Raw genomic sequence first — 24,329 nt, 5'->3', positions numbered from 1 at the left:
TCTTTTCATGAAGCCATTCTTCAATCTGGGATGCGCATTGGTGGCCTGGACGGCGCTGGCCAGATTGGCGGCAGTCCGGCAGACCGACAGGGATTTATGGCGCCTGCCGATGGACGCTTTCCGACAAGGAGGGCATCCGCAGCAATTGACTTACCAGCAATCCCCCGCTGCGCTGAGCGGCTACCACGCGCTGATCGTGGAGCCTTTGCTGCTGTTGAACCGCCAGCAGGACGGCGGCTGGCAGCTGCTGCAAACCGCGGAACAGGAAAACGCCAACCAGATCATGCGCCGCCAGGTGGCCGCGCTGCTGCAGGCCTGGCCTATCGCGCTGACCGACGTGGCCACCGCCGGCGTGCTGCGCTTGCGCATCGCGGTGGCCGCGCGTCAGTCTCGGATTGCCCAGGACAGCCAGCCGCTGAACAGCAGCCACGTGGCGCTGCAACTGCCTTGCATGGCTTCCAATATAGAACCCTATCTGCAACTGGTGTCCTCGGTGTCCCAATTGGAAGACGCGCTGGGACGGGGCGTGGTCGCCGGCGGCGTCACCATGCAGTCGCAAGCCGAAGCCGCCTCCGGCGACGAAGACGACGGCTGGCGGCAGCTGCTGACCCAGGACTGGTCCCCGCTGCTGCGCCAACAACTGGCGCCGGCGACGCGGCGCGGCGCGGCCTCGACGACGCGATAAGCCGCATGAAGACAGTCCGCCCCGTCACAAAGTCGCAACAATATAGAGGGAACGCCGCTTGGCGGCCGCAGTCCATCTCCCACGCAATCTCCACTGAGCCCGCACGATGAAACCATTCTTTAAACTCGCCTGCGCGCTGATGGCTTCCGCCTTGCTGGCCAATATCGGCCACGCCGGGGAGCCGCCGGAGAATCTGGTCCTGCTGCCCAGCGAAGCCTTCCATCCCAACCCTGAGCATGCCGGCCAGGTGCTGTACCTGCAGCCCGGCGTCGATCTGAAACGCTATCACGGCATCCTGATCGAGCCGCTGATTTTCCTGGGCCGCCAAGCGGACGGCCAATGGCTGGCGACGGCGGCGGACGAGCACAACCGCCTAGACGCCTGCTACCGCAACAGCCTGGCCCGGGCGCTCTGCCGCGAGGGACTGCCGGTGGCCGCCGCGCCCGGTCCGGGCATCGCCCGGCTGCGCGTGGCGGTGGGCGACATGCTCAGAGAGCTGGCCGGCCCCAAGGAACGGCGCCCCGTGAAGACCGCCCTCAATCTGGCGCGCTTCGCCGACGACATCGATCCCTATCTGGCCCAGGTGTCCACCGTGGGTCAGCTGGAAGACTCCGAATCCGGGCTGCTGCTGGCCGGCGGCGTCAATCTGCTGGGCAAGGACATGGACCTCGCCAACGCGCAACCGTCCAATGCGGAATGGCTGCAACAGCGCGTCGACCTTTGGAGCAGCCACCACGCGCGGCAGATGGCCCAGCATCTGGCTGCGGCTACGTCGTTTGGGGAGTAGGCTAGCGCCCAGGCTGGCGGCATAATGGTCGCCTCACCTCTTGTCAGAAAGCCGACCATGCCGCGCAAACTACTGAGCTTCTTGCTGTTGTTGTCCCCGCTGTTCGCCGCCGCCGACACCGTCACCGTGGCGGTCGCCAGCAATTTCCAGCAGACGCTGGACAAGATCGCGGTGGAGTTCAAGGCCGCCAGCGGCCACGACATCAAGGCTAGCGGCGGCGCTTCCGGCAAGCTCACCGCGCAGATCCGCCAGGGCGCGCCCTTCGACGTGTTCCTGTCCGCCGACGACGAACGCCCGGCCGAACTGCTGCGCGACAAGATAGGCAAACCCGACAGCCGCTTCACCTACGCCATCGGCAAGCTGGCGCTGTGGAGCAAACAGCGCGACGACGCCGGCGAAGCCGCGCTGCGCGGCGGCAACTTCAACAAGCTGGCCATCGCCAACCCGGCGGCCGCGCCCTATGGCCGCGCGGCGATGGAAACCCTGACCGCGCTCAAGCTCGTCGACGCGCTCAAACCCAAGTTCGTCACCGGCGACAATATCAGCCAGACCATGCAGTTCGCCCAGGTCGGCGGCGCCGACTTCGCCTTCGTCGCTTACGCGCAGCTGCTGGAACAAGGCATCTCCGACCGCTACTGGCTGGTGCCGGCCAAGCTGCATCAGCCGATACGCCAGGACGCGCTACTGGTGCGCGACACGCCGGCGGCCAGGGCCTTCCTCGCCTTCCTCAAGGGCGACAAGGCGCGCGCGCTGATCAAGAAAGCGGGCTACGACTTCGCGCAATGATGGCTTCCGAATGGGCGGCCATCGCGCTGACGCTGCGGCTGGCCGCCATCAGCACCCTGATCCTGCTCCTGCTGTGCGTGCCGCTGGGCTGGTGGCTGTCGCGCACGCGTTCGCGCCTCAAGCCGGTGATAGAGGCCGGCGCGACGCTGCCGCTGGTGCTGCCGCCCACGGTGCTGGGCTTCTATCTGCTGGTCGCCTTCGGCCCGCACGGCCCCATCGGCCAGCTGACCGCCTGGTTGGGCTGGCCCGGCCTCGCCTTCACTTTTCAAGGGCTGATCATCGCCTCGGTGCTGTACTCCTTGCCCTTTGTGCTGCAACCGCTGATCGTCAGCTTCAACGCGGTGCGGCGCGAGGAAATCGAAACCGCGATGGTCTTGGGCGCCAACCGCTGGCAGCGGCTGACCCGCGTCATCCTGCCCAGCTGCCGCTCCGGCGTGCTGGCCGCCGCCAGCATGGGCTTCGCCCACACCGTGGGCGAATTCGGCGTGGTGCTGATGATAGGCGGCAATATCGAAGGGGAAACCCGGGTCATTTCCATCGCGCTGTACAACCACGTGGAACAGGCCGACTACGCCAGCGCCCACCGTCTGGGCCTGCTGCTGGTGCTGTTCGCCTTCTCCACCCTCGCCCTGGTCTACCGCCTCAACGCGCGCCAGCGCCGCTACGACTAAGACGCGCTCGCAAAATTCCTGACCTGCCTTGCGCCCGACGGGCGCTGCCTGCGTCGGCGCGCCTTGGCTCAGCTTCCCCAAGAGGCTCTCTTAGCGGTTCTTAAGAGGCCGCGAATCCGGCCGCGTTTACTGACAATGCTGACATCTATCGATGCAAACCGTTACATGACGTCAACAAAACGCAGTGTTCATGCGCTATAACTTGGAGTATCGTTTTTCTCGCCCGTCATGGGCCCGACAACCTGTGCTACCAAGGATGAATCATGCGCAAATACCTGATGATCGCTGTTCTGGCCCTGACTTCCGCCAACCTGGCGCTGGCTGACGCCGCCTGCGACGCCAAAGCCGCCGAGAAGAAACTGGCCGGCGCCGCCAAAAGCAGCTTCCTGAAGAAATGCGAGAAAGACAGCGCCGCGGCCAACGCCCAGAAAGCCTGCGACGTCAAAGCCGCCGACAAGAAACTCGCCGGCGCGGCCAAGGCCAGCTTCGTGAAGAAATGCGTGAAGGACGCGGCTCCGGCCAAGTAAGCCCCCTCCCCGGCGGCCTGTCCGCCGGGACAGCCCGCTCGCCGGCAAGTCCCTGATTTTTCGCCTACACTGAGATGTGGCAACAGGGATTCTGCGGGTGAGCCATGGCAAACAATATCCTTGGAAATTACAATCCGCTGTTATCGCTTTTCGGCAATAACAACCAACTCTTGAGCGGTTTATTGGGCTCCTCGCCCATTGTGCCGCTGATCCGGAGCAGCAACAGCTCGCCAAGCGCCGGCACCGATCCCAATGTGGTGCTGATTTCCGGGCTGGGCCAATTGCTGTCCAGCCTGAACATCTTCCAAGACAGCCTGCAACAGATCTATTCCCCGTACGCGGTCAACAACTCCATCAGCGGCAGCAGCAGCAATCCGTCGGTGGCCAGCGTCTCCACCGCCGCCGGCGCGCAAAACGGCAATTACAGCATATCCGTCTCGCAACTGGCCCAGGCTCACAGCGCGGTCACCGCCTTCACGCTGCCGGACACCAGCAGCACCGCGGTGGGCAGCGGCAGCCTGACCATCAAGACCGGCAGCTACGCCTACACATCGTCCACCTCGGCCAGCAGCTTCACGCCCAGCGGCAGCTCGGCCACGCTCTCCATCAGCAACGGCACGCTGTCCAGCATCGCCACCGCCATCAACGGCTCCGGCGTCGGCATGGTGGCCAATATCGTGCAGAACGCCTCCGGCAATTATCAATTGCAGATCAGCGCCGCCCAGACCGGCGCCAGCAACAATTTCCAGATCCTGGTCAGCGACAACGACGGCAACAATACGGATCAGAACGGCTTGTCGCGCTTGGCTTTCGACCAGACCCAGGCGGTGGGCAGCGGGCAGAATCTGACCCAGACCCAGGCCGCGCAAAACGCCAACTACCTGATCAACGGCGCCTCCGGCTCCAACGCCGGCAATAGCGGCATCTCGCTGGGTGCCTCGGTATCCATGGACTTGCTGTCCACCGGCAGCACCAATATCTCGGTCAAGCTGGATCTGAACGGCCTCAACGGGCAGGCGCAATCGCTGGCCGACGCCTTCAACACCCTGCAAGGCAGCCTGAACGCGCTGCTGGTCAGCGGCGGCCTGCTCAGCCGCGACCCCATCGCCAAGCAATTGGCCAACAGCATGAACCAGCAGGCCGGCGCCAGTTACAGCAACGGCAGCTCGCTGCTGGTCAAGCTGAACCAGATCGGCCTCAATTTTCAATATCCGCAGCAGTTCGGCCAGATGGGCAGCCTCAGCCTGAGCAACAACAGCCTGCAAAGCGCTTACAGCGGCGACTCCCAGGGCGTGGCCAATCTGCTCTACACCGCCGCCCGAGCGCTGAACTGGCTGGCCAACAGCTACGCCTCCTATGGCAACGGCACCATTCCGCAAACCCTAACCGCCTTGCAGAAAATGCAATTCAGCCTGCAGCTGCGTCAGTCGGCCACCCCGACGTCCAATACCGTCCCCGCCAACCTCGCCTCCTTGACCGGCAACCAGTCCGGCACCATCCAGCTGAGCGCGCAGCAGATCAGCGCGCTATCGCTGTACGCGATGGTTTACTCTCTGGGCGCGCCCTATGCGGTCAATTCCCAGATTCTGAACAACGGCCTGGGCCTGTCCGGCAACGGCAACAGCGGCAATGGCATCTCCACTTATGCATGATTGATATTTGCTATTTGTTTTTCATCTAGCATTGCCTGCGCCGTATTGTCTCGTTAAAATTCATCGGATGATTGGATGAATAAGGAGGCCGCATGCCGGCGCTGCCCTATAAACGCTCGCTGGTCGACATCGCCGTGGAAAACATCGCCAAACGTCTGGCGGACGGCGACTGGCCGATAGGCGCTCGCATTCCCACCGAACCGGAACTGGCGGAGCAGCTGGGCGTCAGCCGCAACACGGTGCGCGAGGCGGTGCGGGTGCTGCTCTACGCCGGCCTGCTGGAGGTGCGCCAGGGCGACGGCAGCTATGTGCGCGCCACGGTCAACCCCGGCGAGGCGATGCGCGCCATCAGCCGCGCCAGCCTGCGCGAGCACTTGGAAGTGCGCTGCATGCTGGAGGAAAGCGCGGCGCGGCTGGCGGCCGGCCGCTGCCCGGAAGCGGATCTCAGCGCGATAGCGGACGCGCTGGCGCGGCGCGGCGAACGCCTGCCGCAGGAGCCGCTGGAGGACTTCATCGAGCGGGATCTGGAATTTCATCTCGCCATCGCCAACGCCAGCGGCAACCAGGCTTTGGCCGAGCTCTACGCCTATTTTTCGCGCGCGGTGCGCCAGCACGTGCAGCAATCCATCCTGGACGAGGCCTTGCCGGACCCGGACCTCGCCGCCCACCAGGCCATTTACGAAGCCATACGCCAGCGCCGGCCGGACGAGGCGGCGCGCGCCGCCGCCGCCATCACCCGCCCCTTGCTGGAGGCGCTGGACCGCTTGCTGAATCGCTCCACCACGGATTAAGCCCGATTTGAGCCGGCCCCCAGGCGCGGGGAGCCGGCTCCGACAACAACAAAAGCGCAGAAGGAAAACCCATGTCCACACCCAAATCCATGCCGGATCATCTGCCGGTTGAAGACACGCTGATCGACGCCGAGATCGACGACGCCGGCGTGCAAAGCCAGCGCCCCGCGCTGCACCGTCCCTGGCTCTTGCTGCTGGGCCTGATCCTGGTCGGCGTCAATCTGCGGCCGGCGCTGTCCAGCCTGTCCCCGGTGCTGCACGACGTCGCCGCCAGCCGCGGGCTCAGCGGCCTGATGGCCGGCCTGCTCACCACGCTGCCAGTCGCTTGCCTAGGCGTGTTCGGCCCGCTGGCGCCGCGGCTGGCCCGCCTCTGGGGCAGTGAAAAGACCATCGCGCTGATTCTGGTGACCCTGGCGCTGGGCATCTTGCTGCGCACCCAGTTCGGCCAATTCGGCCTGTTCGCCGGCTCGGCGCTGGCCGGCGCCAGCATAGGCATCATCGGCGTGCTGCTGCCCGGCATCGTCAAGCGCGACTTCCCCGCCCAAGTCAGCCTGATGACCGGCGTCTACACCATGGCGCTGTGCCTGGGCGCGGCGCTGGCCGCCGGCCTGACCGTGCCGGCGATGCGCTGGATGGGGAACAACTGGCAGGGCGCGCTGGCGATCTGGGCGAGCCCGGCGCTGCTGGCGCTGCTGGTGTGGTGGCCGCAGACGCGGAGCCGGCAGACGTCCCACCACGGCCAATGGCTGGTGCGCGGCCTGCTGCGCGACCCTCTGGCCTGGCAGGTGACTTTGTTCATGGGCCTGCAGTCCTCGATGGCCTACATCGTGTTCGGCTGGCTGCCGTCCATTCTGATTGACCGCGGCGAGACCGCGCTGCACGCCGGCCTGCTGCTGTCCATCTCCATCATGGTGCAGGTACTGTCCTCGCTGCTGGTGCCGGCCCTGGGACAGCGCTGCCGCGACCAGCGGCCGCCGATCGCCGCCACCGTGGCGCTGGTGATCAGCGGCCTGTTGGGCATGTTGTTCGCTCCCACCGACAGCCTGCTGCTCTGGGCGGTCTTGCTGGGCCTGGGCCAGGGCGGCCTGTTCAGCATGGCGCTGAGCCTGCTGGCGCTGCGCTCGCCGGACCCCCATGTCGCCGCCCATTTGTCCGGCATGGCTCAGGGCGTCGGCTACGCGCTGGCCTCGCTCGGCCCGCTCAGCGTGGGCCTGATCCGCGACCAGACCCACGCGCTGTGGCCGCTGGGCCTGTTGTTCTCGCTGATCTCCGCCGCCACCTTCGCCATGGGCATGCTGGCCGGACGCAAGCGTCTGGTGCAGGTGGAGTCGCGTCCGCTCTAAGAACCTGCTTACGATCTGCTACGCGTCGTGGAGCGTTACACGGTGAGTACGGCTTCAAAATGCTCATGTACCGTGTGTACACTCCGCTTTTTCAGCCGTTTTCGCCTTGTCTCGCCCTTGCTCGCGAGATCGTAAACCGGTTCTAAGCCATCCGCGGACCAAACAAAACCCCGGGCTTGCCCGGGGTTTTGTTTGGAGGTGAAACGGCTCAGCCCTTGGGCCGGCCGACAATGCCGTAACGCCGCCACAAGTCCGGCAGGCTCTCCTTGCCCAGCGGAATGGCGCTCTTGCCCAAGGCCAGCCGGTCCGGCAGCGAGTCCATGTCGCCGTCCCAGCCCGGCGCCCCTTCTTCCAGCACCGCGGCCAGGTCGCGGTCGTCCACCGCCGCCAGCTCGCCGCCGATCTCGATCAGCAACATGCCCTCCGGCGTCAGCCAGGCGGAGCGCGCCGGCACGTCGTCGTCGTAGGGCAGCGTGCGCCAGCCCGACGGAGTGCGCCGCGCCACCAGCGGCGCGGCGTCCAGCGTCACATAGACTTTCTGCGGCCCGTTCTGCACATAACAGCGCCCCAGCCCGTCGCGGCTGTAATTGCGGCCGAAAAACTCCACCATCGCCTCGTGCTGCAGGCGTTCGTCCTTGATCCACCACTGGCCGCGCGCATCCAGCCGCAGCCAGCCGAACACGGCGGGCACGTTCGGCCACTTGGCCATTGCCGCCTGTACTATCGCATCCATCATGCGTCTCCTTGCGGGCTTGCTCCCGCTTGATTCTCAGCTTTGACCACTACACTCAGATCGCTCTCAACACCGCCATCGGCGACGTTCTGGTCACCCGCCCCACAAGCGGCCAACCGGCCACCACCACCACCAGCGCGCCGCTGGCGACGCCGGCGGGCAACAGCCACGGATTGAACACCAAGGGCAGATTGAACAATTTGACCGAAGCCAAAGCGCCGATGCCCATGGCGCCCAAGGCCGCCAATAAACCGGAAAACGCGCCCAACCAGGCCAGCTCCGCCAGCACCACGCTGCGCACCTGCCGCCGCGACGCCCCCAGCGCCCGCATCAGGCCGACATCGAACAGCCTCTCGTCGCGAGTGGCCGCCAGCGACGCCCACAACACCAGCACGCCGGCGGCCAGGGCCAGGCCGAACATGGCCTCGATGCCGCGCGACAGCTTGTCCATCATCGCCCTCACCTCGCTCAGGATCGCCCCAACATCGATCACGGTCAGATTGGGAAACTCGCCCACCAGGCGGTTGACGAAGTCCTCGTCCGCCGCCTCCAGCCGGAAGCTGGTGATCCAGCTGGCCGGCTGCTGGCTGAACTGGCCCGGCGTGCCGATCACGAAGAAATTGACGCGGAAGCTGTCCCACGGCACCTCCCGCAAACTGCTCACCTTGGCGCGGTAAGCGGTGCCGGCCAGATCGAAGACCAGCGTGTCCCCCAGCTTGATGCCCAAGATGGCGGCCAGCTCGCGCTCCACCGAGAACTGCGGCGGAATCCGTTTCTGAGGCTGCCACCACTGGCCCGCCGTCAGCTTGTTGCCCGGCGGCAATTCGTCGCGCCAGGACAGGTTGAACTCCCGCTCGGCCAGCCGACGCGCGCGTTCGTCCTCGTAAGCCGACGGCCGCACCGGATGCTCGTTGATCGCGATCAGCCGCGCCCGCACCATGGGCGCCAGCTCCGGCGCCACGCGTCCCTCCACCGCGAAGGCGTTGCGCACGCCGTCGAGCTGGTGGCGCTGGATATTGATGACGAATTTATTCGGCGCATCCGCCGGCACGCTGCGCTGCCAGGCGCCGATCAGGTCGTCGCGCACAATGGTCAGCGTCAGCAAGGCCATCAGGCCCACCGACAAGGACACGATCTGGATCACCGCCAGCCAGTGGCGGCGCGCGATATTGGCGATGCCGAAGCGCCAGCCCACCCGGCGTCCGCGCGGCAGCCGCCGCATCAGATAGACCACGCCCAGCGCCAGCGCGCCCACGGCGGCGAAGAAGCCCAGCATGCCGGCCAGCAGCCAGCCGGCCACCGCCAGATCGCCCACCTGCCAGGCGGCCAGGCCCAGCAAGGCCACCAGGGCCAGCAAGGGCGCCAGCACGCCCTGGCGGGTCGGCGTCAATTCATCGCGCAGCACCGCGGCCGGCGGCACGTCGCGTATGCCCATCAAGGGCGGCAGAGCCAGGCCGGCCAGCAACACCAGCGAGGCCAGCGGCCCCACCAGCCAGGTCAGCCAGCCCGGATCGGGCAGTATTTCGCCGACATAGCCGCTGGCCAAGCGCATCAAGGCCAGCTGCACGCCGAAGCCGCCGGCGGTGCCCAAGGCGCCGGCCAGCAGGCCCAGCAAGAGGAATAGGCTGACGAACAGCCCCCACACCTCGCCCGCCGTCAGGCCCAGGCAGCGCAGCACCGCCACCTGCTGCCAATGGCGCGCCAGATAGCGGCGGACCACCAGCGCCACCGCCGACGCCGCCAGCGCCACGGTCAGCATCGCGGTCAGGCCCAGGAAACGCCGCGCGCGCTCCAGCGCGGTGCGCACTTCCGGCCTCGCCTCCTCGACGTTTTCCAGCCGCGCGTCCTTGGGCTTGGCCTTGTCCAGCCACTGACGGAAGTCGGCGATGCCGCGGTCGTCGCCGGCGAACATCAGCCGCCAGCGCGCGCGGCTGCCCTCCTGGATCAGACCGGTGGCGGCCAGGTCGGCGCGGTTGAACATCAGCCGCGGCACGAAGTTGTACAAGTCCATCGCGCCGTCCGGCTCGCGGACGATTTCGCCGGCCAGCCGCAGTTGCGCGCCGCCCACGCCCAGGGTGTCGCCCAGTTTCAGCTTCAAGCGCCGCATCAGGCGGGCGTCGGCCCAGGCGGTGCCCGCGGTCGGCCGCAAGCTGCCGGTTTCCACGCGGCCGTCGGCCAGGCGCACGCTGACTTCGCCGCGCAAGGGGTAGTTGTCGCTGACCGATTTATACGTGGCCAAAGCCGCCTGACCGCCGGAAAACACCATGGAGGGAAAGCTGATGTTGTCGGCCAGCCGCAGACCGCGCTTTTCCGCCTCGCGGCGGATGGGTTCCGGCGCCGGCTGATTGCCGTTCAGCACCAGGTCGGCGGCCAGCAGCTTCGTGGCCTGGGTGGTCAGCGCGCGTTCCACGCGATCGGAGAAAAAGGCCACGCTGCTCATCGCCATCACCGCCACCACCAGGGCCAGGGCCAGGATGGTCAGTTCGCCGGACACCAGTTCGCGGCGGATGAAGCGCAACACCAGGGTCAAGCGGCCGGCCAGAGTCATGAGCGCGCCCCGTTGAGCTTGCCTTCCACCAGCCGGTAGATGGCGTCGCAGCGGCTGGCCAGCTCGGTGTCGTGGGTGACCAGCACCAGGGCGGTGCCCTGTTCGGCGTTGAGCTGGAACAGCAGATCGATGATCTGTCGGCCGCTGTGCGGGTCCAGATTGCCGGTGGGTTCGTCGGCGAACAAGAGGCCGGGATGAATGACGAAGGCGCGCGCCAAGGCCACCCGCTGCTGTTCGCCGCCGGACAGATGGCGCGGATAATGGCCCAGCCTATGGCTGAGGCCGACGCGGTCCAGCATCTGCCGCGCCGCTTCGCGCGCGTCGGCGCGGCCGGCCAGCTCCAGCGGCAGCATCACGTTTTCCAGCGCGGTCAGTTGCGGCATCAGCTGGAAATTCTGGAACACGAACCCCACCTTGTCTCTGCGCAGCAGCGCGCGCGCGTCTTCGCTCAAGCCGGACAGCGCCTGGCCGAACAAGGACACCTCGCCGCCGGACGGATGATCCAGCCCCGCCAACAGGGACAACAAGGTAGACTTGCCGGAGCCGGAAGCGCCGACGATGGCCACGCTCTCGCCCGGATACAAGGTCAGCGTGGCGCTGCGCAGGATGTTCAGCGGCTCGCCGTGGAAATGCACCTGCTTGGCCAGCTCGCTGGCCGCCAACACCGCCTGGGTTTCAATTGGATTCATTTATGCGCTCGATACTAAGCAAAGTTCTACTTTCCGCCGGCCTGTGCCTGCTGATGCTGCCGGCGTCCGCCGCGACGATACTGGTCTTCGGCGACAGTCTGTCAGCCGGTTACGGCCTCTCTCCCGGCCAGGGCTGGGTCAGCCTGCTCGCCAAGGAGATGGGGGCGAAGCACCGCATCGTCAATGCCAGCATTTCCGGCGAAACCACCGCCGGCGGCCTGGCCCGCCTGCCGGACGCGCTGGCGCGCCATCGCCCGGACATCGTGGTGCTGGAATTGGGCGCCAACGACGGCCTGCGCGGCCTGCCGCTGGAGCAAATGCGCGGCAACCTGTCCAAGATGATCGCCTTGGCCAAACAAAGCAAGGCCAAGGTGGTGCTGGTGGGCATGGCCCTGCCCCCGAACTATGGCCCGCAATACGGCGCCGAGTTCCGCAAAGCCTACGCCGACCTGGCCAGGCGCGAGCGCCTGTCCTTCGTTCCGCTGCTGGTGGCCGGATTCGAGGCCGATCTATCCAAGTTCCAGCCGGATGGCTTGCACCCGGCCGCCGCCGCCCAGCCCGCGATGATGCGCACGGTCAAGGCCAAGCTGCCGCTGAGCTGAAAAGCCGCGGCGTCCCGGACGGACGGATATTCATGGTGTTGACTTTCTTCGTTGCAACGCAGCAAGATAAGTCAAAAGCATAATCATATCCTGGATTCTTATGAGCCGCCCGCCCCCTCCCCCTGGCTGAAACGCCTGCTGTCCCCCTATCGCGGCCTGCCCGCCACGGTCTACATCCAGGTGCTGTGCAGCCTGATCAACAATATCGGCGGCATTTCCAAACTATTCCTGCCGCTCTATCTGCGCGAGAGCTACCAGCTGGGCTATGCGCAGATCGGCCTGACCATGGCGGCCTACGGCGCCGGCGCGCTGCTGGGTTCCCTCAACGGCGGCTCGCTGTCCGACCGCTTCGACGGCCGCAAGCTGGCCACGCTGTTCCTGTCCGTTTCCGGCCTGTGCCTGCTGTTGCTGGCGCTGGCCATCCCGCTATGGCTGTTCGCGCCGGTCTTGCTGGTCTCCGGTTTCGCCGACGGCGCTTTCCGGCCGGTCAATCTGCGCCTGGCGCTGGAGCCCTGTCTGCCGCGGCAGCGCGCGGTGGCCCAGGGCATGTTGCGGGTGGCCTTCAACCTGGGCGTCGCCGGCGCCGGTTTGCTCAGCGGCTCGCTGGCCGCCATCGGCTATGGCTGGGTTTACGCCGCCAACGCCGCCACCACGCTGAGCGCGGCGCTATGGCTGGCCTGGGCCTACCGCCGCGCCGGCGCGGCCCACGCAGAGCCGCCGCGGGCCGGCGAAGACGCCGGCGGCCGCCAAGGCCCCTGGCGCGACGCGCCCTTTCTGCGCATGTTGCTGGGCATGGTGCTGATGACCGCGGTATTCGACCAGATCTATGTGACGCTGGGACTGTTCCTGCGCGAGCATTACCAGCTGGGACCGCAATGGGTGGGTTATCTGTTCACGCTGAACGGCCTGATGGTGGTGGCGCTGCAGATCGCCATCAGCCGCCGCATCCTGGATTGGGGCCTGCTGGCCAGCACCCAGGCCGGGGTGCTGTTGACCGGTTTCGCCTTCCTGTGGCTGACCCTGGGCCAGGGTCCGCTGTGGGCGGTGCTGATGATGGCGACGCTGACGCTGGGCGAACTGCTGGTGTCGCCCTGCTACGCCATGCTGGTGATGCACCGCTCGGAAGGCCGGCTTCGTGGCCGCTATCTGGGGCTGTACAACGCGGTGTGGCAGGGCCGCACCCTGTTCGCCCCGGCGCTGGGTACCTGGCTGTACGGCGCCGTGGGCGGCATTGCGCTCTGGTGGCTGTGCGCCGCCGCCGTCTGTCTGTCGGCGCTGATCCAGCAGCCGGCGCTGCGCGCCATGCTCGCTAATGAGCCCGAGCCGGCGCCCCCAAACCCGTACAAGGCCTCGCAAGCCCACGCGAGACAAGGCGAAAACAGCTGAAGAAACGGCATGCACAGGCGGCGCGCAAGCCGGCCGGAGCGGCGCTCACGAAACGCGGCGGGCCTTGATCAGCTGCTCAGCCGGCCTGGCCCCGCTCCGGCTCCGCGTTCCACAGGCATACCCGGTTGCGGCCGGACGCCTTGGCGCGGTACAAGGCGGCGTCCGCCTGCAACAAGGCCTGCTGGCTGCCGTTCAGCGGTGGCTGGCCGGCCACGCCGATGGACACCGTCTGCGCATAGCCCTCCGGCAAACCGTCCAACTGGGCCTGCGCCAGGCGCAGCCTGACCGCCTCCATTCTTTCCGCCAAGCCCTCCGGCGCCAAGCCCGGCGCCAGCACCACGAACTCCTCGCCGCCATAGCGCGCCAGCGTCATCCAGGCCTCCAGACAGGAGGCGATATGCTTGGCCGCCTGCTGCAGCACCTGATCGCCCACCAAGTGGCCGAAACGGTCGTTCACCTGCTTGAACTCGTCCAGATCCAGCATCGCCAGGCTCCAGGGGCCCGCGTCGGACTGATCCAGCTCCACCATGCGGCAGCGCAAGGCCCGCTGGTTCAAACAGCCGGTCAGCACGTCGGAGTCCGCCAGCAGATGCATCTGCTCCGCCGCCTGCTGCAGCATCTGCCTGCGCTGTTCCAGCAGTTCCCGCTTGGCCGCGCTTTCCGCGTACAGATCTTGCAGCCGGCGCAGCACCACCGCATTGCGCTCGCGCAGCCTCACGGTGTCGCGCAGCAGGGGGTTGAAGCTGGACAGGAACTCCCATTGCACCAGGATGAAGATCACCGCGCCCACCAGCAAGGCGCTGTACAGCAAGGTGCCCTCGCAATGGAAGCGGTAGAGCGGATACACCCAGTAGCCGACGAAGAAGGTCAGGTGCAGATCGCGGCACGGCGCCAGCAGCAGGCATACCGCGGCAAAGCCGCCGGCCAGCCACAGCACGACCACGATGCGGTAGGGCCCTTCCTCCTGCGGAAACATGAACCACATCATCATGCTCCACACCAAGGCGCTGAACAGCATCAGTTGCCGCAGCGCCTGGTAATGCCGGAACACCTGGTCCTGGGTATGCGCGTAACGGCGAAAGCGGTAGACCAGGCGCGCGAACAGCAGCTGCATCAGCAGGAACATGCCCACCCAGCACAGGATGCGCCAGCCGGGCGCGTGCCCGTACATCAGCACGCCAAACAGGGGAATGGCGATGAAGGACTGCAGGATAGAGAGCTGAAGCATGGAGACGAACTGGCGCACCAGCTCTGCCTCCAGCTGCGGGTGCGCGGCCTGCCAGGGAAACGGCATCAGAATGCCCAGTCTTCGCCTCACGCCCCGGCCTCTCTCGCCAGGCAGACGCGGTCGCGCCCTTGCGCCTTGGCCTGGTACAAGGCCTTGTCCGCCTGTTGCAGCAAGCCCAGCGGATCCACGCCCCGCCGCCAGGCGGCCACGCCGCAGGACAAGGTCACCGGCAAATCGCCGGTCCAGCGCCGCCAGTCCCAGCCGCCCACCTTGTCGCGCAGCGTTTCCATGCGCCGGCTCAATTCGGCGCCGCTGCAGGCCGGCGCCAGCAGCAGGAATTCCTCGCCGCCGTAACGGCCGAACAGCTCGCCGTCCGCCAGGGCCTGCTGCGCCAGCTCGCACAGCTGCTGCAACACTTCGTCGCCGCGCGCATGGCCGCAGCTGTCGTTGATGCGCTTGAAATGGTCCAGGTCGATGATGGCGATGGCGAAAGGCGCGCCCTGGGTTTCCGAAAGCTCCAACAGGCGCTCCATTTCCCGCATCAGGGTTCGCATGTTCAGCACCCCGGTCAAGGGATCGCGCGAGGCCAGTTCGCTGATGCGCTCCACGGCGCCGTCCAGTTCTATGTTTTGCCGCTCCAGTATCGCGTTGTAGCTGTCCAGCTGCGTCTGTTCCAGCGTCAACTCGCGCATCAGGCTGGCGTTTTCGGCGCGCTGCCCCATGGATTCCAGCGCGAAGCGATGCAATAAGGCGGTGAACAGCGTCAGCGACAGGCAATAGATGATGCCGGAAGCGCCCACCCAGCGCAGCACCGCCTCCGGCGAGAGAAACATGCGCAGCAGCAGCAGGCCCCAGAGCGGGCCGACGAAGCCGTAAAACAGCTCCCGGCGCGCGGACAGCATCGCGCCTTGCACCGCGCTGACCGCGATGCCCCACAGCACCACGATCAGGCTGTAAGTCAGATCGTCGCCGGGCATCAGAATCCAGGCCGCCAGGCCCCAGCCCGCGCCCGCGGCGACGATCTGCGCCGAAAAACGCCTATGCAAGGCGGCGATCTGCCAGGCGTCGTGCTCGGGGCAGCGGCAGGCGCGCCACGTGGTGCCCCACAGGCTTAGCAGCAGCAGGCTGAAAAGCAATAGCCACAGCAAGGCGGCCACCAGCGGCGCCCGCCCCCATTCCAGACCGGTCAGCAGGGCCGCGCCCAATAAGGCGTGCGGCACGGACAGGTGGGTGGAGCGCATCGCATGCAGCATGGTGAAGCTGTCCAGCTGGCTGATCGGCAAAGACATGGCTTGGGCCTGTCCTATTTTGGAAACTTATTGTTAGTTATAGCGAGCAATGCGCCAAACCGGCCAAGGCCGCGCAAGAAAAAGCCCCGCGGGCCAAGGCGCGCGGGGCAGGGTCGGACGCAATCCGTTAAAGACGGATTACAGGTCCTTGGCGTTTTCGGCCAGGTAGGAAGCCACGCCTTCGGCGCTCGGCTTCATGCCTTTCTTGCCCTTGTTCCAACCGGCCGGGCACACTTCGCCGTGCTCTTCGGTGAATTGCAGCGCGTCAACCATGCGCAGCATTTCGTCGACGTTGCGGCCCAGCGGCAGGTTGTTCACCACTTGGTGCTGCACCACGCCGGAACGGTCGATCAGGAAGGAGCCGCGGAAAGCGACGCCGCCATCGGCTTCAACGTCGAAGGCCTTGCACAGTTCGTGCTGGATGTCGCCCACCAGGGTGTAGCCAACTTGGCCGATGCCGCCTTTTTCCACCGGGGTGTTGCGCCATGCGGCGTGGGAGAACTGGCTGTCGATGGACACGCCGATCACTTCCACGTTCTTGGCTTTGAAGTCCGCCAGGCGGTGATCGAAAGCGATCAGCTCGGACGGGCACACGAAGGTGAAGTCCAGCGGGTAGAAGAACACTACCGCGTACTTGCCGGCGGTAGCTTGCTTGAAGGAGTAGTTGTCAACGATCTGACCATCGCCCAGCACGGCGGAGAAGGTTTTCGCGCCATCGAAGAAGGGGGCTTGTTTGCCAACGAGTACGGCCATTGCGGATCTCCTTAAAGGTCTTGGTATGACTGCGCTTCCCTGTTCGGGCATCGGGAAACGCGGCGGAATGCGAGGCTTTATAAAACAGGGCCGCCGACATCGGCAAATTGTAAATCCATATCGTTGCGATAAAGTTTTGCAATGTCGGCCCGGCAGGCGCTCGCTTACAAGTATGAGGCCGCTATTAGATTGGGCCAAAAGCGCAAGGTTCAAGCCGACGTCTCCGGCCGGCCCGGAATAAAAAACGGCCGCTGCATGGGCAGCGGCCGTCGGCATCGCGTCAAACCGGCATCAAGCGGACGGCTCGGCCTTCTGGCGCAGACGCAGGTTCAGTTCGCGCAGTTGCTTGTCGTCCACCGCGTTGGGCGCGTTGGTCAGCAGGCACTGGGCGCGCTGGGTTTTCGGGAAGGCGATCACGTCGCGGATGGACTCCGCGCCGCACATCAGCGTCACCAGACGATCCAGGCCGAAGGCCAGGCCGCCGTGCGGCGGCGCGCCGAACTTCAGGTTGTCCAGCAGGAAGCCGAACTTGTTCTGCTGCTCTTCCGGGCTGATCTTCAGCGCGCCGAACACTTTTTCCTGGATCTCGGCGCGGTGGATACGGATGGAGCCGCCGCCGATTTCCCAGCCGTTCAGCACCATATCGTAGGCGCGCGCCAGGCAGGCGCCCGGATTGGTGGCCATCAGGTCCTCGTGGCCCTGCTTCGGGCTGGTGAACGGATGGTGGCAGGCGGTCCAGCGGTCGTCGTCCTCGTCGTGCTCGAACATCGGGAAGTCCACCACCCACAGCGGGCGCCATTCCTTGACGAAGTAGCCGTTGGCCAGGCCGTGTTCGTGGCCGATCTTGATGCGCAGCGCGCCGATGGCCTCGTTCACCACCTTGGCCTTGTCCGCGCCGAAGAAGATGATGTCGCCGTTTTGCGCGCCGGTGCGCTCGATGATGGCTTTCAGGCCGTCAGCGGACAGGAACTTGACGATGGGCGACTGCAGGCCTTCTTCGGTGGGCTTGCTGGCGTCGTTGACCTTGATGTAGGCCAGACCCTTGGCGCCGTAGATGCCGACGAACTGGGTGTAGTCGTCGATTTCCTTGCGGCTGAGGCCGGAACCGCCCGGCACGCGCAGGGCCACCACGCGGCCGCCCGCCATGTCGGCCGCGCCGCGGAACACCTTGAACTCTTCCGACTTCATCACATCGGTCAGTTCGGTGAATTTCAGGTCCACGCGCATGTCCGGCTTGTCGGAGCCGTAGTAGAACATCGCGTCGGCGTAAGTCATGCGCGGGAACTGCGGCAGTTCCACGCCCAGCACGTCGCGGAAGATCTCCTTGGTCATGCCCTCGGTGATGTCCATGATCTGGTCCTCGTTCAGGAACGAGGTCTCGATATCGATCTGGGTGAATTCAGGCTGACGGTCGGCGCGCAGGTCTTCGTCGCGGAAGCACTTGGTGATCTGGTAGTAGCGGTCGAAGCCGGCCACCATCAGCAATTGCTTGAACAGCTGCGGCGATTGCGGCAGCGCGAAGAATTCGCCCGGGTGCACGCGGGACGGCACCAGGTAGTCGCGCGCGCCTTCCGGCGTGGAGCGGGTCAGCATCGGGGTTTCGATGTCGATGAAGCCCTGCTTGTCCAGATGGTTGCGCACGCCCATCGCCACCTTGTAGCGCAGACGCAGGTTTTTCTGCATCGCCGGACGGCGCAGATCGATCACACGGTTGGTCAGGCGCACGTTCTCGGACAGGTTCTCGTCGTCGATCTGGAACGGCGGCGTGGCGGCGGCGTTGAGGATCTCGATGTCCTTGGCCAGGATTTCGATCTCGCCGGAAATCATCTTGCTGTTGGCGGTGCCGGCCGGACGCTCGCGCACGATGCCGGTGATGGACAGCACGTATTCGCCGCGGCTGCTGTCGGCCAGCTGGAACGCTTCCGGGGTGTCCGGATCGATCACCACCTGCACCAGGCCTTCGCGGTCGCGCAGGTCGATGAAGATCACGCCGCCATGGTCGCGGCGGCGGTGAGCCCAGCCCTTCACGGTAACGGTCTGGCCGAGGTATTTCTTGTCAATAAGTCCGCAATAGTCGGTACGCATTTGGGTAAACCCTTTTATTCAAATTCGGTGAGGCTTCCCCGCCCGGGGGAAAGAAAGGCGTTAAGGGCTAGACAGGGTGTCGGTCTAGCCCTGCCGATTATGTTCGTCGTTCAGACGCGGACGCTGAGCGGCCGGAGGCGGGTTCGGCGCCACCATGCCCATGGAGATCGCGTATTTCAACGCTTCGTCCACGCTCATGTTCAAGGCGCGAGTGTCCTTCTTGGCCACCATCACGAAATAACCCGAGGTCGGGTTGGGAATGGTGGGCACGTAGACCCCGATGAACTCGTCGTCGGACAGCGATTCGGACACGACTTCAGGCAGCGGGCCGGTTTGAAACGCCACCGTCCACATGCCGGAATGAGGGAACTGCACCAGCAGCGCCTTTTTGAAGGCCTGGCCGGAGTCGGACAACAGCGTGTCGCTGACTTGCTTGACGCTGTTGTAAATGCTTTTCACCACCGGGATGCGGGACAGCAGCGCATCCCACATGTCCAGCACGCGCTGACCCAGCACATTGGCGGCCAGCATGCCGGTGCCCAACAGAATCAGCACCGACAGCACCACGCCCAGGCCCGGCAGATGGAAGCCGAGCAAGGCCTCCGGCTGCCATTCCTGCGGCAACAGGTTCAGCGTCTGGTCCAGCGAAGTGACGATCAGGTTCAACACCCACAGCGTCACGGCCAAAGGCAGCCACACCAGCAAGCCGGTGACGAGATAGCCCTTAAGCGTCATTTTGATTTGCGGCGTCATCGAGGTTTACGCGCACCCACAGCCGGTGCCGCAGCTATGACCGCCGCCGCTGTCCGAAGACGCGGAGGAGGAAGAGCCGGACGCGGACGCGCCGCCCTTGAAGTCCGTGGCGTACCAGCCGGAACCCTTCAGCTGGAAGCCGGCCGCGGACAGCTGCTTGCGGTACTCCGCGCTGCCGCAGGCCGGGCATTGCGCGACAGGCTCGTCGCTGAGTTTTTGCAGATGCTCTTTGGCGACGCCGCAGGCGCCGCAACGGTATTCGTAGATTGGCATAGCTTTGCTTCCCCACCAGTAATCATGATGGCATAATAAACCGAACTCATGCTGCACTGCACTATCCGAGCGTGAACTTACGCTCGGCATGCCTAGTCGGACAGATGCGGACGAACGCCCCCAAGATCAAGCCTTCGTTCCCGCCAAATCGTCGATTATATCCGACTGAATCGTCAATACAAAAATCCCTTTGCTTCATTAGCCCGCAATACTGCCCTGCAACCCTACAAATCCCGGAGGTCACATGGTTTACCAAGAGGGTCAGATGGAAAGCATTCGCAACATTCTTGCCGGCAAGAAAGGCCTGATCGTAGGCATCGCCAACGAGAACAGCATCGCCTACGGCTGCGCCAGCGTGCTGCGCGACCTGGGCGCGGAGTTCGCCGTCACCTACCTGAACCAGAAAGCGGAAAAATACGTGCGCCCGCTGGCCGACCAGCTGGGTTCGCCGCTGGTGCTGCCGCTGGACGTGGAGCAGCCGGGGCAGATGGAAGCGGTGTTCGAGGCCATTCGTCAGCAATGGGGCAAACTGGATTTCGTCATTCACTCCATCGCCTATTGTCCGATGGACGATCTGCACGGCCGCGTCACCGACTGCTCGCTGGAAGGCTTCCAGCAGGCGATGCGCGTGTCCTGCTACTCCTTCATCGAAATGGCGCGTCTGGCCGAACCCTTGATGAGCCAGGGCGGCAGCCTGATCACCATGAGTTATTACGGCGCCGACAAGGTGGTGGAGAACTACAACATCATGGGTCCGGTCAAGGCGGCGCTGGAAAGCGTGTCGCGCTACCTGGCCAGCGAGCTGGGCGCCAAGAATATCCGCGTGCACGCGGTGTCCCCCGGCCCCTTGCGCACCCGCGCCGCCTCCGGCATCGCCCACTTCGACCAGTTGATCGAGGACGCCATCGCCCGCGCGCCGCAAAACCGCCTGGTGGAAATCGAGGACGTGGGCACCACCTGCGCCTTCCTGATCTCCGAAGCCGCCCGCGGCCTGACCGGCCAGACCATCTATGTCGATGGCGGCCATCACATCAAGGCCTGAGGGAGCACGCCATGACACGCGACGAACACGCTTTTTCCGACATCCTGCAACAGGCCGTCGGCCTGGGCCCGCTGCCGATGGCGGTGACCCACCCCTGCAGCCGCGAGGCGCTGTTGGGCGCGGTGGAAGCCGCCGACCACGGCATCGCCACCCCCATCCTGGTGGCCCCCGCCGCCAGGCTGGCCAAGCTGGCCGACGAACTGGAAGTGGACCTGAGCCGCTTCGAGCTGGTCGACGTGCCGCACAGCCACGCCGCCGCCGAACAGGCGGTGAGCCTGGTCCGCGACGGCTACGCCGACATCCTGATGAAGGGCAGCCTGCACACCGACGAATTCATGGGCGAAGCGCTGGCGCGCGGCACCGGCATCCGCACCGACCGCCGCATCAGCCACGTCTGGATCATGAAGGTGGAGACCTATCCGCGCTATCTCTTCATCACCGACGCCGCGATCAATATCGAACCGGACCTGCTGACCAAGCGCGACATCTGTCAGAACGCCATCGATCTGACCCAGGCGCTGGGCATACGCCAGCCCAAGGTGGCCATCCTGGCCGCGGTGGAAACCATCAATCCGGCGATGCGCTCCACGCTGGACGCCGCCGCGCTGTGCAAGATGGCGGACCGCGGCCAGATCACCGGCGCCATCCTCGACGGCCCGCTGGCTTTCGACAACGCCATCTCGCGCGAAGCCGCCGACAGCAAGGGCATCGTCTCGCCGGTGGCCGGCGATCCCGACATCCTGCTGGTGCCGGATCTTGAGGCCGGCAATATGCTGGGCAAGCAGCTGACGTATCTGGCCGCCGCGGCCTCCGCCGGCATCGTGATGGGCGCGCGCGCGCCCATCGTGCTGACCAGCCGCGCCGACGACGCCAACGGCCGCCTCGCCTCCGCCGCCGTGGCCAATTTGCTGGCGCACAGACGCCGGCAAAGCGGACAGCGGACATGAGCCGGGTGCTGCTCGCCGTCAACGCCGGCTCCTCCACGCTGAAATTCCGCGCCTTCGCGCCGGACGGCCGCCAATTGCTGGCGCGCGGCATGGTGGACCGCTTCGGCCAGGCCAAGCCGGAGCTGCAATTGCTGGACGGCAAGGGCCAGACGCTGAGCCGCCACGCGCTGGACGACGGCAGCCGCGGCAGCGCCATCGCCGCGGTGATCAACAGCCTGGCCGATCAGCAGCTGGAACCGCTGGCCGTGGTGCACCGCGTGGTGCACGGCGGCGGCCGTTTCACCGCCGCCATGCGGCTGGACGCCGACATCCGCGCCCAGCTGGAGGACTACGTGGCGCTGGCGCCGCTGCATCAGCCGGTCAGCCTGTCGGTGATCGCCGCCTTCGAGGAATACGACGCCCGTTTGCCGCAGTTCGCCTGCTTCGACACCGCCTTCCACGCTCAACAGCCGGAAGTGGCCACCCGCTTCGGCATCGCCCGCCATTGGCATGACGACGGCGTCCGCCGCTACGGCTTCCACGGCCTGTCCTACGCCGCCATCGCGCGGCGGCTGCCGGAGCTGGGCCTGGAGCGCGCCAAGGTGGTGGTCTGCCACCTGGGCAGCGGCGCCAGCGCCTGCGCGCTGGACGCCGGCCGCAGCATGGCGTCCAGCATGGGCTTCTCCGCGGTGGACGGCTTGATGATGGGCAGCCGCCCCGGCTATATCGATCCGGAAGTCATTCTCTACTGGCAGGAACAGGCCGGCATGAGCGTGGCCGAGGTGAGGCGCGAGCTGTACAAGAACTCCGGCCTGCTCGGCGTCTCCGGCCTGTCCTCAGACATGCGCGAACTGCTGGCCAGCGATTTGCCGGCGGCGCGCGAGGCCATCGAGCTGTTCTGTTACCGGGTGGCGCGTGAAGTGGCCAGCCTGGCGGCGGCGATGAAGGGGCTGGACGCGGTGGTATTCACCGCCGGCGTGGGCGAGCACTCGCCGGAAGTGCGCGGCCGGGTGCTGCAACAGCTGGCCTGGCTGGGCTTTGAAGTCGACCAGGCCGCCAATCTGGCCCAGGCGCGGCGGCTGACCACCGCCGCCAGCCCGCGCGCGGCCTATGTGCTGCCTACCGACGAGGAAGGCGAAATGGCGCGCCAGGCGGCCGCGCTGCTGCAATAAGCGCAGGGCCCGCCCATGGGCGGGCCTGCTTCGGACCTGTTCACAATCTTTTCAACAGCCGCGCAGCGAACTCCAAAGCTGGCGAGACTCACTCCAGCCAGTCGCTCATCGTCAGCCCCACGCCCAGCGCGCGGGTGCGCACGTTGTAATCGATCAGGCTTTCGCCGTAACCGTCGAAAGCCTGCACATAGCCGCGCAGCTTGCCCTTCACCGGGAAACTCCAGTCCAGTTGCAGTCCATGCTTGCCGCTGTCGAAATTGGGCCGCCACATGGCGCTGAAAGTCTGGCCGCGGTACTGGTAGATCGCCTGCAGATCCCCGTGCCCCATGTATTTGACGATGTCGGGATTGTCGTCCTTGTCGCCGGACTCCGGCAGCCTGGCCCACCAGCGGCCTTGCAGCGTGAACGGACCGTTGTCCAGCGCCGCCATCGCGTACACCCGGTTCCAGCTGCGCGACAAGGGATTGGCGCGGCCGTTGGATTGATGCAACAAACCCAGGCCGCCCATGCGCAGCCGGGTGTCGCCCCAGGCCCAGGCGGACGGCAAGGGGAAGGTAAGAATCAGTTCCGGCTCGTAGTCGGTGCCGCGGAACGGCGCGGAATGCGCCTGGTTGTAGATTTGCCAATGCGATTGCTGGGTGTAGGCGAACCACAGGTTCAGCGGGGTATCGAAAATGTCTTCCCACACCTTGGTCTTGAACGACAGCTGGAACTTGGCCTCGGTCTTGTCCAGTTCCCCGCCCGGCGTCTGGCTGGGCGGCCGGGTCGGCGACTGCGGCTCGTTATTGGGCTTGGCCATCTGCCAGACCGGCAGATAGTAATTGGGGCGGTATAAGCGAAACCCGAAGGTGTCGCCGCGCGAGCGCCCGTCCAGATCCCAGGCTTCGGCCAGCCGGCTGGGAGCCGGCGCGGCATCCGGCTCTACGCCGGCGGCTGGAAGCGGGCGCTCCGGAGGCGCGGCGGCCGCGGAAGACGGCGCTGCGGGCGCCGCAGCGGCGGGCACAGCGGCCGCCAGCCCGTCGTAGCAGGCCAGACGCAGCCTGGCGTCCGCCAGGCGGCCGCAATCGGCCAGTTGCTGCGGCAGTTCCGCCGCCAGGGTCTGCGCCGCGCACAAAGCCAGCGCCCAAGCCGTCCATCCCGACATAGCCATGCCTCCAGCGAGGGAAATCGATGCGCCAGACACACAAAAGGCTCCGCGATGCGGAGCCTTTGCGTATTCTTCAGCGCTGGGCTGTGATCAGGCCATGGCCTTGATCTGAGCCGACAGACGGCTCTTGTGACGAGCGGCCTTGTTCTTGTGGAACACGCCCTTGTCAGCAATGCGGTCAATCACTTTTTCGGAAGTCTGGAACACTACCTTGGCAGCGGCTTTATCGCCTGCTTCAACTGCCTTGAGCACTTTCTTAACTGCGGTACGGAACGCAGTACGCAGGCTGGCGTTGTGCGCGCGCTGCTTAAGGGCTGTGCGTGCACGCTTGCGAGCTTGTGCGCTGTTAGCCATGAATCTTTCTCCTGATGAGCGGAATCTGAAACCCGCGATTCTAAGCCCTAAACTCAGGTTTTGCAACAATAAACCTGGCGGCGTACACTAGCGGGCTTGCTCAACGC

Annotated in this window: 24 protein-coding genes; 13 read left to right on the top strand and 11 right to left on the bottom strand. The window is 65.7% G+C overall.

Translation table 11 applies throughout. From position 1 onward, the window contains the following. The first annotated feature begins 7 nt into the window (after positions 1–7). The 8 genes from JC616_RS04145 (at position 8) to JC616_RS04110 (ending at position 7,242) form a co-directional block, all read left to right on the top strand. A complete protein-coding gene (locus tag JC616_RS04145; RefSeq protein WP_227106874.1) occupies positions 8–685 on the top strand; it encodes a DUF3313 family protein in 678 nt (225 codons plus the stop codon). A 106-nt stretch (positions 686–791) separates the two neighbouring features. Continuing rightward, positions 792–1,472, top strand: coding sequence for a DUF3313 family protein (locus JC616_RS04140; protein ID WP_107798114.1), 681 nt, complete (start codon positions 792–794; stop codon positions 1,470–1,472). A gap of 57 nt (positions 1,473–1,529) precedes the next feature. After that, a complete protein-coding gene (gene modA, locus JC616_RS04135) occupies positions 1,530–2,258 on the top strand; it encodes a molybdate ABC transporter substrate-binding protein (protein WP_107798113.1) in 729 nt (242 codons plus the stop codon). After that, a complete protein-coding gene (gene modB, locus JC616_RS04130; protein WP_107798112.1) occupies positions 2,255–2,929 on the top strand; it encodes a molybdate ABC transporter permease subunit in 675 nt (224 codons plus the stop codon). The genes modA and modB overlap by 4 nt, the downstream gene beginning before the upstream one ends. 263 nt (positions 2,930–3,192) lie before the next feature. Beyond that, the gene (locus tag JC616_RS04125; protein ID WP_107798111.1) at positions 3,193–3,456 is read left to right on the top strand and encodes a hypothetical protein; all 264 of its coding nucleotides are present in this window, start codon (positions 3,193–3,195) and stop codon (positions 3,454–3,456) included. A gap of 170 nt (positions 3,457–3,626) precedes the next feature. Continuing rightward, positions 3,627–5,108, top strand: a complete 1,482-nt coding sequence (fliD, locus tag JC616_RS04120; RefSeq protein WP_227106872.1) for a flagellar filament capping protein FliD — start codon at positions 3,627–3,629, stop codon at positions 5,106–5,108. A 92-nt stretch (positions 5,109–5,200) separates the two neighbouring features. Continuing rightward, entirely contained in the window at positions 5,201–5,899 is a 699-nt protein-coding gene (locus tag JC616_RS04115; protein ID WP_227106869.1) for a FadR/GntR family transcriptional regulator, read from the top strand. Positions 5,900–5,970: 71 nt separating this feature from the next. Beyond that, positions 5,971–7,242, top strand: a complete 1,272-nt coding sequence (locus JC616_RS04110; protein ID WP_227106867.1) for a CynX/NimT family MFS transporter — start codon at positions 5,971–5,973, stop codon at positions 7,240–7,242. A 208-nt stretch (positions 7,243–7,450) separates the two neighbouring features. Here JC616_RS04110 and JC616_RS04105 read toward each other — a convergent pair whose 3' ends face one another. Genes JC616_RS04105 through JC616_RS04095 form a run of 3 tightly spaced genes read right to left on the bottom strand, consistent with a single transcriptional unit; the run spans position 7,451 to position 11,212 of the window. Beyond that, entirely contained in the window at positions 7,451–7,975 is a 525-nt protein-coding gene (locus JC616_RS04105; protein WP_227106865.1) for a DUF2946 family protein, read from the bottom strand. Between the two features lie 55 nt (positions 7,976–8,030). Then, positions 8,031–10,523, bottom strand: a complete 2,493-nt coding sequence (locus JC616_RS04100; protein ID WP_227106863.1) for an ABC transporter permease — start codon at positions 10,521–10,523, stop codon at positions 8,031–8,033. Next, positions 10,520–11,212: an ABC transporter ATP-binding protein gene (locus JC616_RS04095; RefSeq protein ID WP_048414370.1), complete on the bottom strand. Its 693-nt coding sequence runs from the start codon at positions 11,210–11,212 to the stop codon at positions 10,520–10,522. Before JC616_RS04095 ends, JC616_RS04100 begins: the two co-directional genes overlap by 4 nt. A 2-nt stretch (positions 11,213–11,214) precedes the next feature. Here JC616_RS04095 and JC616_RS04090 point away from each other — a divergent pair, with 2 nt between their 5' ends. Both JC616_RS04090 and JC616_RS04085 read left to right on the top strand, forming a co-directional pair. After that, a complete protein-coding gene (locus JC616_RS04090; RefSeq protein ID WP_227106861.1) occupies positions 11,215–11,814 on the top strand; it encodes an arylesterase in 600 nt (199 codons plus the stop codon). A 51-nt stretch (positions 11,815–11,865) separates the two neighbouring features. Next, positions 11,866–13,200: an MFS transporter gene (locus tag JC616_RS04085; RefSeq protein WP_227106859.1), complete on the top strand. Its 1,335-nt coding sequence runs from the start codon at positions 11,866–11,868 to the stop codon at positions 13,198–13,200. Positions 13,201–13,276: 76 nt separating this feature from the next. Here the strand turns inward: JC616_RS04085 and JC616_RS04080 are convergent, their stop codons facing one another. The 6 genes from JC616_RS04080 to JC616_RS04055 all read right to left on the bottom strand — a co-directional run bounded on the left by JC616_RS04080 (position 13,277) and on the right by JC616_RS04055 (position 19,581). Beyond that, positions 13,277–14,518 carry a GGDEF domain-containing protein gene (locus JC616_RS04080; RefSeq protein ID WP_227106857.1) on the bottom strand — a complete coding sequence of 414 codons (1,242 nt, stop codon included), beginning with the start codon at positions 14,516–14,518 and terminating at the stop codon, positions 13,277–13,279. After that, the gene (locus JC616_RS04075) at positions 14,515–15,717 is read right to left on the bottom strand and encodes a GGDEF domain-containing protein (protein WP_227106855.1); all 1,203 of its coding nucleotides are present in this window, start codon (positions 15,715–15,717) and stop codon (positions 14,515–14,517) included. The genes JC616_RS04080 and JC616_RS04075 overlap by 4 nt, the downstream gene beginning before the upstream one ends. Positions 15,718–15,855: 138 nt before the next feature. Beyond that, a complete protein-coding gene (locus JC616_RS04070; protein ID WP_107798102.1) occupies positions 15,856–16,470 on the bottom strand; it encodes a peroxiredoxin in 615 nt (204 codons plus the stop codon). A 291-nt stretch (positions 16,471–16,761) separates the two neighbouring features. Continuing rightward, positions 16,762–18,555 carry an aspartate--tRNA ligase gene (gene aspS, locus JC616_RS04065; RefSeq protein WP_227106853.1) on the bottom strand — a complete coding sequence of 598 codons (1,794 nt, stop codon included), beginning with the start codon at positions 18,553–18,555 and terminating at the stop codon, positions 16,762–16,764. A gap of 84 nt (positions 18,556–18,639) precedes the next feature. Next, complete coding sequence (locus JC616_RS04060; RefSeq protein WP_081550658.1) at positions 18,640–19,308, bottom strand: DUF502 domain-containing protein; 669 nt, start codon at positions 19,306–19,308, stop codon at positions 18,640–18,642. A gap of 6 nt (positions 19,309–19,314) precedes the next feature. Beyond that, on the bottom strand, positions 19,315–19,581 hold the full coding sequence (locus JC616_RS04055; protein ID WP_107798100.1) for an FmdB family zinc ribbon protein: 267 nt from the start codon (positions 19,579–19,581) through the stop codon (positions 19,315–19,317). 265 nt (positions 19,582–19,846) lie between these two features. On the opposite strand from JC616_RS04055, the gene fabI reads away from it, so the two are divergent. From fabI to JC616_RS04040, 3 genes are read left to right on the top strand one after another with little or no spacing between them, the layout of a single operon-like run. Then, a complete protein-coding gene (gene fabI, locus JC616_RS04050) occupies positions 19,847–20,623 on the top strand; it encodes an enoyl-ACP reductase FabI (RefSeq protein WP_107801628.1) in 777 nt (258 codons plus the stop codon). An 11-nt stretch (positions 20,624–20,634) separates the two neighbouring features. Further along, the gene (locus JC616_RS04045; RefSeq protein ID WP_227106851.1) at positions 20,635–21,570 is read left to right on the top strand and encodes a phosphate acetyltransferase; all 936 of its coding nucleotides are present in this window, start codon (positions 20,635–20,637) and stop codon (positions 21,568–21,570) included. Then, positions 21,567–22,721 carry an acetate/propionate family kinase gene (locus JC616_RS04040; RefSeq protein WP_227106849.1) on the top strand — a complete coding sequence of 385 codons (1,155 nt, stop codon included), beginning with the start codon at positions 21,567–21,569 and terminating at the stop codon, positions 22,719–22,721. Before JC616_RS04045 ends, JC616_RS04040 begins: the two co-directional genes overlap by 4 nt. Before the next feature lie 88 nt (positions 22,722–22,809). Here JC616_RS04040 and JC616_RS04035 read toward each other — a convergent pair whose 3' ends face one another. Together JC616_RS04035 and rpsT are read right to left on the bottom strand one after the other, a co-directional pair. Next, a complete protein-coding gene (locus JC616_RS04035; RefSeq protein WP_227106847.1) occupies positions 22,810–23,865 on the bottom strand; it encodes a phospholipase A in 1,056 nt (351 codons plus the stop codon). 93 nt (positions 23,866–23,958) lie between these two features. After that, positions 23,959–24,222: a 30S ribosomal protein S20 gene (gene rpsT / locus JC616_RS04030; protein ID WP_048409254.1), complete on the bottom strand. Its 264-nt coding sequence runs from the start codon at positions 24,220–24,222 to the stop codon at positions 23,959–23,961. Between the last annotated feature and the right edge of the window lie 107 nt (positions 24,223–24,329).

The sequence above is a fragment of the Chromobacterium rhizoryzae genome (assembly GCF_020544465.1).
Classification (GTDB): Bacteria; Pseudomonadota; Gammaproteobacteria; order Burkholderiales; family Chromobacteriaceae; genus Chromobacterium.
This window is presented reverse-complemented; position numbering and strand designations above follow the sequence as displayed.

Bases quoted from the DNA above. Each gene is read 5' to 3' on its own strand.
- JC616_RS04145 (WP_227106874.1), top strand. From the start codon at position 8: ATGAAGCCATTCTTCAATCTGGGATGCGCATTGGTGGCCTGGACGGCG.
- JC616_RS04140 (WP_107798114.1), top strand. From the start codon at position 792: ATGAAACCATTCTTTAAACTCGCCTGCGCGCTGATGGCTTCCGCCTTG.
- modA (WP_107798113.1), top strand. From the start codon at position 1,530: ATGCCGCGCAAACTACTGAGCTTCTTGCTGTTGTTGTCCCCGCTGTTC.
- modB (WP_107798112.1), top strand. From the start codon at position 2,255: ATGATGGCTTCCGAATGGGCGGCCATCGCGCTGACGCTGCGGCTGGCC.
- JC616_RS04125 (WP_107798111.1), top strand. From the start codon at position 3,193: ATGCGCAAATACCTGATGATCGCTGTTCTGGCCCTGACTTCCGCCAAC.
- JC616_RS04115 (WP_227106869.1), top strand. From the start codon at position 5,201: ATGCCGGCGCTGCCCTATAAACGCTCGCTGGTCGACATCGCCGTGGAA.
- JC616_RS04110 (WP_227106867.1), top strand. From the start codon at position 5,971: ATGTCCACACCCAAATCCATGCCGGATCATCTGCCGGTTGAAGACACG.
- JC616_RS04105 (WP_227106865.1), bottom strand. From the start codon at position 7,975: ATGGATGCGATAGTACAGGCGGCAATGGCCAAGTGGCCGAACGTGCCC.
- JC616_RS04100 (WP_227106863.1), bottom strand. From the start codon at position 10,523: ATGACTCTGGCCGGCCGCTTGACCCTGGTGTTGCGCTTCATCCGCCGC.
- JC616_RS04095 (WP_048414370.1), bottom strand. From the start codon at position 11,212: ATGAATCCAATTGAAACCCAGGCGGTGTTGGCGGCCAGCGAGCTGGCC.
- JC616_RS04090 (WP_227106861.1), top strand. From the start codon at position 11,215: ATGCGCTCGATACTAAGCAAAGTTCTACTTTCCGCCGGCCTGTGCCTG.
- JC616_RS04075 (WP_227106855.1), bottom strand. From the start codon at position 15,717: ATGTCTTTGCCGATCAGCCAGCTGGACAGCTTCACCATGCTGCATGCG.
- JC616_RS04070 (WP_107798102.1), bottom strand. From the start codon at position 16,470: ATGGCCGTACTCGTTGGCAAACAAGCCCCCTTCTTCGATGGCGCGAAA.
- aspS (WP_227106853.1), bottom strand. From the start codon at position 18,555: ATGCGTACCGACTATTGCGGACTTATTGACAAGAAATACCTCGGCCAG.
- JC616_RS04060 (WP_081550658.1), bottom strand. From the start codon at position 19,308: ATGACGCCGCAAATCAAAATGACGCTTAAGGGCTATCTCGTCACCGGC.
- JC616_RS04055 (WP_107798100.1), bottom strand. From the start codon at position 19,581: ATGCCAATCTACGAATACCGTTGCGGCGCCTGCGGCGTCGCCAAAGAG.
- fabI (WP_107801628.1), top strand. From the start codon at position 19,847: ATGGAAAGCATTCGCAACATTCTTGCCGGCAAGAAAGGCCTGATCGTA.
- JC616_RS04045 (WP_227106851.1), top strand. From the start codon at position 20,635: ATGACACGCGACGAACACGCTTTTTCCGACATCCTGCAACAGGCCGTC.
- JC616_RS04040 (WP_227106849.1), top strand. From the start codon at position 21,567: ATGAGCCGGGTGCTGCTCGCCGTCAACGCCGGCTCCTCCACGCTGAAA.
- JC616_RS04035 (WP_227106847.1), bottom strand. From the start codon at position 23,865: ATGTCGGGATGGACGGCTTGGGCGCTGGCTTTGTGCGCGGCGCAGACC.
- rpsT (WP_048409254.1), bottom strand. From the start codon at position 24,222: ATGGCTAACAGCGCACAAGCTCGCAAGCGTGCACGCACAGCCCTTAAG.